The organism is Marivita sp. (assembly GCF_017643905.1).
GTDB lineage: Bacteria > Pseudomonadota > Alphaproteobacteria > Rhodobacterales > Rhodobacteraceae > Marivita.
Window position 1 is genome coordinate 1 of record NZ_JAEPMO010000211.1, and the last position, 5,571, is coordinate 5,571.

At 58.9% G+C, this 5,571-nt stretch carries 6 protein-coding genes; 1 reads left to right on the forward strand and 5 read right to left on the reverse strand.

All coding sequences use genetic code 11. From position 1 onward, the window contains the following. The 4 genes from JJ869_RS21605 to rpsL form a co-directional block, all read right to left on the reverse strand. A partial coding sequence (locus JJ869_RS21605; protein WP_292270199.1) for a GTP-binding protein occupies nt 1-348 on the reverse strand: 348 nt, incomplete at its 3' end. Nucleotides 349-455: 107 nt separating this feature from the next. Next, on the reverse strand, nt 456-2,579 hold the full coding sequence (fusA, locus tag JJ869_RS21610; protein WP_292270646.1) for an elongation factor G: 2,124 nt from the start codon (nt 2,577-2,579) through the stop codon (nt 456-458). Nucleotides 2,580-2,594: 15 nt separating this feature from the next. Next, nucleotides 2,595-3,065: a 30S ribosomal protein S7 gene (rpsG, locus tag JJ869_RS21615; protein WP_292270649.1), complete on the reverse strand. Its 471-nt coding sequence runs from the start codon at nt 3,063-3,065 to the stop codon at nt 2,595-2,597. A gap of 12 nt (nt 3,066-3,077) precedes the next feature. After that, nucleotides 3,078-3,449 carry a 30S ribosomal protein S12 gene (gene rpsL / locus JJ869_RS21620; RefSeq protein WP_054000841.1) on the reverse strand — a complete coding sequence of 124 codons (372 nt, stop codon included), beginning with the start codon at nt 3,447-3,449 and terminating at the stop codon, nt 3,078-3,080. A 372-nt stretch (nt 3,450-3,821) separates the two neighbouring features. Between rpsL and JJ869_RS21625 the strand changes: the two genes are divergently transcribed. Next, nucleotides 3,822-4,661, forward strand: a complete 840-nt coding sequence (locus JJ869_RS21625; protein WP_292270659.1) for a putative rhamnosyl transferase — start codon at nt 3,822-3,824, stop codon at nt 4,659-4,661. Here the strand turns inward: JJ869_RS21625 and JJ869_RS21630 are convergent. Continuing rightward, nucleotides 4,594-5,571, reverse strand: a 978-nt coding sequence (locus JJ869_RS21630; protein WP_366510488.1) for a DMT family transporter, incomplete at its 5' end; no start/stop codon positions are given. The genes JJ869_RS21625 and JJ869_RS21630 overlap by 68 nt on opposite strands.

Below are 5,571 nucleotides of genomic sequence, written 5' to 3' on the forward strand. Positions count from 1 at the left end.
CAGGATGTGCTCGCGGGTCTGCGGCATCGGGCCGTCAGCTGCGTTCACAACCAGGATCGCGCCGTCCATCTGGGCAGCACCGGTGATCATGTTCTTCACGTAGTCGGCGTGGCCGGGGCAGTCGACGTGTGCGTAGTGACGCGCGTCGGTCTCGTATTCCACGTGTGCGGTCGAGATCGTGATACCACGGGCCTTCTCTTCCGGCGCACCGTCAATCTGGTCATACGCCTTGAAGTCGCCAAAGTACTTCGTGATCGCCGCCGTCAGCGTCGTCTTGCCGTGGTCAACGTGACCTATCGTGCCAATGTTGCAGTGCGGCTTGCCGCGCTCAAACTTTTCCTTGCCCATTGCAAAGCTCCTTTTCTTTTATCACGGTGCGTGCTGCGCACACATCCTACAGGGTTGGTAGGGTGCGTGGTTTCCCACGCACCGCGAGGCGGGCGAACCCGCCCGGGTTATGCGTATTTCGCCTGAATCTCTTCCGAGATGTTCTGCGGAACCGGATCGTAATGATCAAACTGCATCGTGAACTGCGCGCGGCCCGAAGACATGGAGCGCAGCGTGTTGATGTAGCCGAACATATTGGCCAGAGGCACCATTGCGCCGATGGCAACAGCGTTGCCGCGCGGCTCCTGACCGGTCACCTGGCCCCGACGGGATGTCAGGTCACCAATGATGCCACCGGTATATTCTTCGGGTGTGACCACCTCGACCTTCATGATCGGTTCGAGAAGCTTCGCACCGGCTTTCCGCATACCTTCACGCATACACATACGTGCTGCGATTTCGAATGCGAGAACGCTGGAGTCCACGTCGTGGAACTTACCGTCGACCAGAGCCACCTTGAAGTCGATCACAGGGAAGCCCGCCAACGGACCGGAGTCCATGACCGACTTGATGCCCTTTTCGACACCCGGGACGTATTCCTTCGGAACGGCACCACCAACGATGCGGCTCTCGAACGAATATCCTTCACCCGGTTCTGTCGGCGTGATGATGAGCTTCACTTCCGCGAACTGACCGGAACCACCCGACTGTTTCTTGTGGGTATAGGCATGTTCGACTTCGTGACCGATGGTTTCACGATAGGCCACCTGAGGCGCACCGATGTTCGCCTCGACCTTGAACTCGCGCTTCATGCGATCGACGAGGATGTCGAGGTGAAGTTCGCCCATGCCCTTCATGATGGTCTGACCGGACTCGAAATCGGTTTCGACGCGGAACGACGGGTCTTCGGCAGCGAGACGTGCCAGAGCAATACCCATCTTTTCCTGGTCGGCCTTGGTCTTCGGTTCGACCGCGATCTCGATCACCGGCTCCGGGAAGGTCATCGTTTCAAGAACAACGGCGTCCTGCGGATCACACAATGTGTCGCCGGTCGTTGTGTTCTTGAGACCGCCAAGCGCGATGATGTCACCCGCAAAGGCTTCTTCGATTTCTTCACGGTTGATGGCATGCATCATCATCATGCGGCCCACACGCTCTTTTCCACCTTTTGTGGAGTTGAGCATCGAGTCGCCCTTCTTGAGCTTGCCCGAATAGATGCGGGTAAACGTCAAAGAGCCCACGAACGGGTCGTTCATGATTTTGAAGGCGAGGCCGGCAAACGGCATGTTGTCGTCAGCACGGCGCGGGATGTTGCGCGTTTCCGTTTCGTCACCGGGTTTGAAGCCCATGTAATCAACAACGTCCAGCGGGCTGGGCAGATAGTCGATCACAGCGTTCAGCAGCGGCTGCACACCTTTGTTCTTGAACGCGGAACCAGCGAGAACCGGCACGAACTTCATCGCCAGCGTGCCCTTGCGGATCAGCTTGCGAAGGGTATCGACATCAGGCTCGTTGCCTTCGAGATACTCCATCATCGCTTCGTCGTCCATTTCGACGGCGTTCTCGATGAGCTTGCCGCGCCATTCCTGGGCGAGGTCTGCCATGCTTTCGCGGATCGGCTGACGGACCCAGGACGCACCTAGATCTTCACCCTGGTAGACCCACTCTTCCATGGTCACGAGGTCGATGATGCCTTCGAGTTCGGTCTCTGCGCCAATCGGCAGCTGGATCGGAGCGGGCACAGCACCTGTCCGGTCAGCGATCATCTCGACGCACTTGTAGAAATCGGCACCGATCTTGTCCATCTTGTTGACGAACACGATGCGCGGAACCTTGTACCGGTCGGCCTGACGCCACACGGTTTCGGTCTGCGGCTCAACACCAGCGTTGGCATCGAGAAGGCAGATCGCACCGTCGAGAACCGCCAGCGAACGTTCAACTTCAATGGTGAAGTCAACGTGGCCGGGCGTGTCGATGATGTTCATCCGGAACTTGGTGTCCGAGGTGCCATCGGCGGTCGGGTCATCCTGACGCTGCCAGAACGTGGTGGTAGCAGCGGACGTGATCGTGATGCCGCGTTCCTGCTCCTGCTCCATCCAGTCCATGGTGGCGGCACCATCGTGCACTTCACCGATGTTGTGAGACTTGCCGGTATAGTACAGAATTCGCTCGGTACAGGTTGTCTTGCCTGCATCGATATGCGCCATGATCCCGAAGTTCCGGTAGCGCTGAAGGGGATAATCGCGTGCCATTGATCTTGGCTCCTATTACCAGCGGTAGTGGCTGAACGCTTTGTTCGCGTCGGCCATCTTGTGAGTGTCTTCACGCTTCTTCACAGCGGAGCCGCGGGAGTTCACGGCATCCAGAAGTTCAGCGGCAAGACGCTCTTCCATGGTGTTTTCGTTGCGGGCGCGGCTGGCGTTGATCAACCAGCGGATCGCAAGCGCTTCGCGGCGCTCGGGGCGCACTTCGACGGGCACCTGGTAGGTCGCACCACCAACCCGGCGGGAACGTACTTCAACCGACGGCTTGATGTTGTCCAACGCCTCGTGGAAGATTTCCACCGGCGCGCGCTTTACCTTGCCTTCGACGCGATCGAGCGCGTTGTAGACGATGCGTTCCGCGACCGACTTCTTACCGTCGATCATCAGGTTGTTCATGAACTTAGTCAGAACCCGGTCGCCATACTTGGCATCGGGCAGGACTTCGCGTTTTTCTGCGGCGTGACGACGAGACATCTGTAATTCCTCTTACTTCGGACGCTTCGCGCCATATTTCGAACGGCGCTGTTTCCGGTCCTTGACGCCCTGCGTATCCAGAACACCACGCAGGATGTGATAGCGCACACCCGGAAGGTCTTTCACACGACCACCACGGATCAGAACCACAGAGTGTTCCTGAAGGTTGTGGCTTTCACCGGGGATGTAGCTGATGACTTCGTAACCATTGGTCAAACGGACCTTGGCCACTTTCCGCATCGCCGAGTTCGGCTTCTTCGGTGTGGTTGTATAGACGCGTGTGCAAACGCCCCGCTTCTGCGGGCACTGCTCAAGGTGCTGCGACTTCGAGCGCTTGATTTTCGGCTGCCGCGGCTTGCGGATCAGCTGTTGGATAGTTGGCATTCCGGTTCTTTCCCCGTGTAGCTCACATATGTGGTGCACGGGGTGTCCCGTGCGGGTTTCGTATGAAGATCAGGCGCGTCCGCTCGACCCTGTTTAATTCTCGCCGTTTTTCTACAAAAACGACGCAAAGAACCGCATCCGCCTCCTTCGAGGAAGCGATACGGTGCATTTCCAGAGGATCGGGGCTTGCGCCCGGATCTTGACCGCTCCAGTCCTGTAAATCGGCAAAACAGGTATTCCCCCTGCCGAATTAGACGCGCGTATATGGAGAGTCGGAAAGCTTGTCAACAGCACCCCGGCGCTTGTGTGCGCCGCGTTGCCAAGGCACAGTGTTCTTACACGACTTGCAGTCGTTATACAGGGGCAATCGTCATGCAGACCATCGTTTTCTGTCAATTTTCCTATCCCGCCGAAGGGGGGTTTCAGGTCGAGCATGACGCGATCGAGGACCGGCGCGCCTTTCTCTACGCGACGGAACGCATGGAACAGCGGTTTGCCCTGTTCGAACACCTGTGCCTGCCCGGTCTCAAGGCGCAAACCGATCCCGATTTCGACTTCGTCATTCTTGTCGGCACCTGCCTGCCGGATCGATATCTGGCGCGGCTGCAGGCATTGGTAGCGGATATGCCGCAAGCCCGCATCATCGCGCGCGACCCCGCACCCCACCGCCAGGTGTGCCAATCGGTTTTGAACGCAGCCCGCAAACACATCAATCAACCCTGTCTGCAAGTCCGTCACGACGATGACGACGCACTGGCTGTCGATTTCGTTGCCCGTCTGCGCAAGGCCGCCACCGATTGCGCCGCGCTGGTTCTTGGCAACAAGCTTGTGGGATTCGACTGGAACCGCGGCTACACGCTCTGCCGGTCCGACCTGCACCCGTTCGAAATCACGGAAACAGTCAACCCGTACCTCGGCGTGGCGCAGGCGATGGCCATTCAGGGCGGCGTCCGACAAAGCCTGATGAATTTCGCCCACAGCCGCATCAACCGGTTCATGCCCACGGTGACCTTCACGGACACGCCAATGTTTCTGCGGGCCCATCACGGCAGCAACGATTCCCGTCAGAAGGCCAAGGTCGACCATCCGGACTTTCACGCCCCGACCGTCGAACATATCGAAACACTGAACCGGCGGTTCGCCCTTACGGCTGACGCGGTAGAATCGGCGTTCGCGCCCGCCGCTTCAATTGCGCCTCGCGCAACAGGCTGAACACCCCCGTGGCCACGATGATCGCCGCCCCGATCAGTGTCAGCGGTTCAGGCCATTCGTCGAAGACCAGAAAGCCCAGGATCAACGCCCAGACCAATCCGGTATAGCGGAACGGCGCGACAAAGCTGACCTCTCCGACACGCATGACCATCACGCTGCACAGATAGGCGCAGACGACAAAACTTGTCGCCATTAGAACCAGCATCGTCAGGCGCGGTGTCATCACCACCCACTCCTGCTCAATAGACCACAGCCCGGCAAACAGCGTCACGATGAAGGACGAAAACACCGTCACTGTCAGCGAAGGCACAGCCTTCGACACACGCCGCGTGACCAGATCGCGCACCGTCACCGCCGCCACGGCACAGAGCGCATAGACCGAGGCCGAGGTGAACCCGTCCGTACCGGGCCGCACGATCAGCAACATGCCGATAAAGCCGATGATGATCGCCGTCCAGCGCCGCCATCCCACTGCTTCGCGGAACACCAATGCTCCCCCCAAGGTCACGGTAAGCGGCAACATCTGCAAAAGCGCGTTCACATTGGCCAGGGGCATTACCAGAAGCGCGGTGAGAAAGAAATACGCCGCGGCCGCTTCGGCAAGGCCGCGGCCCACGATCAGCGCCCAGTCCGATGCGGGCAGGCGCAGCTTCAGACCCTTGAAATACATCGCCATCGCGATCAGCGCCGCCGTGGCCAATGTCCCGCGGATCACCAGCAATTGCGATAACGGCAAGTCTCCGCCGGTGACCTTGATGGACGCATCCCCAAAGGTAAACGCGGCCATCGAGACACACATCAAAAGCGCGCCGCGCATGTTGTCGGAGAGTTGTATCATACCGCCCGGAGTAACAGGCAACCCGCGCGCTCTCCACGTCAAAAGCGACATGCCAAAGGTCTTTGGCTTTCC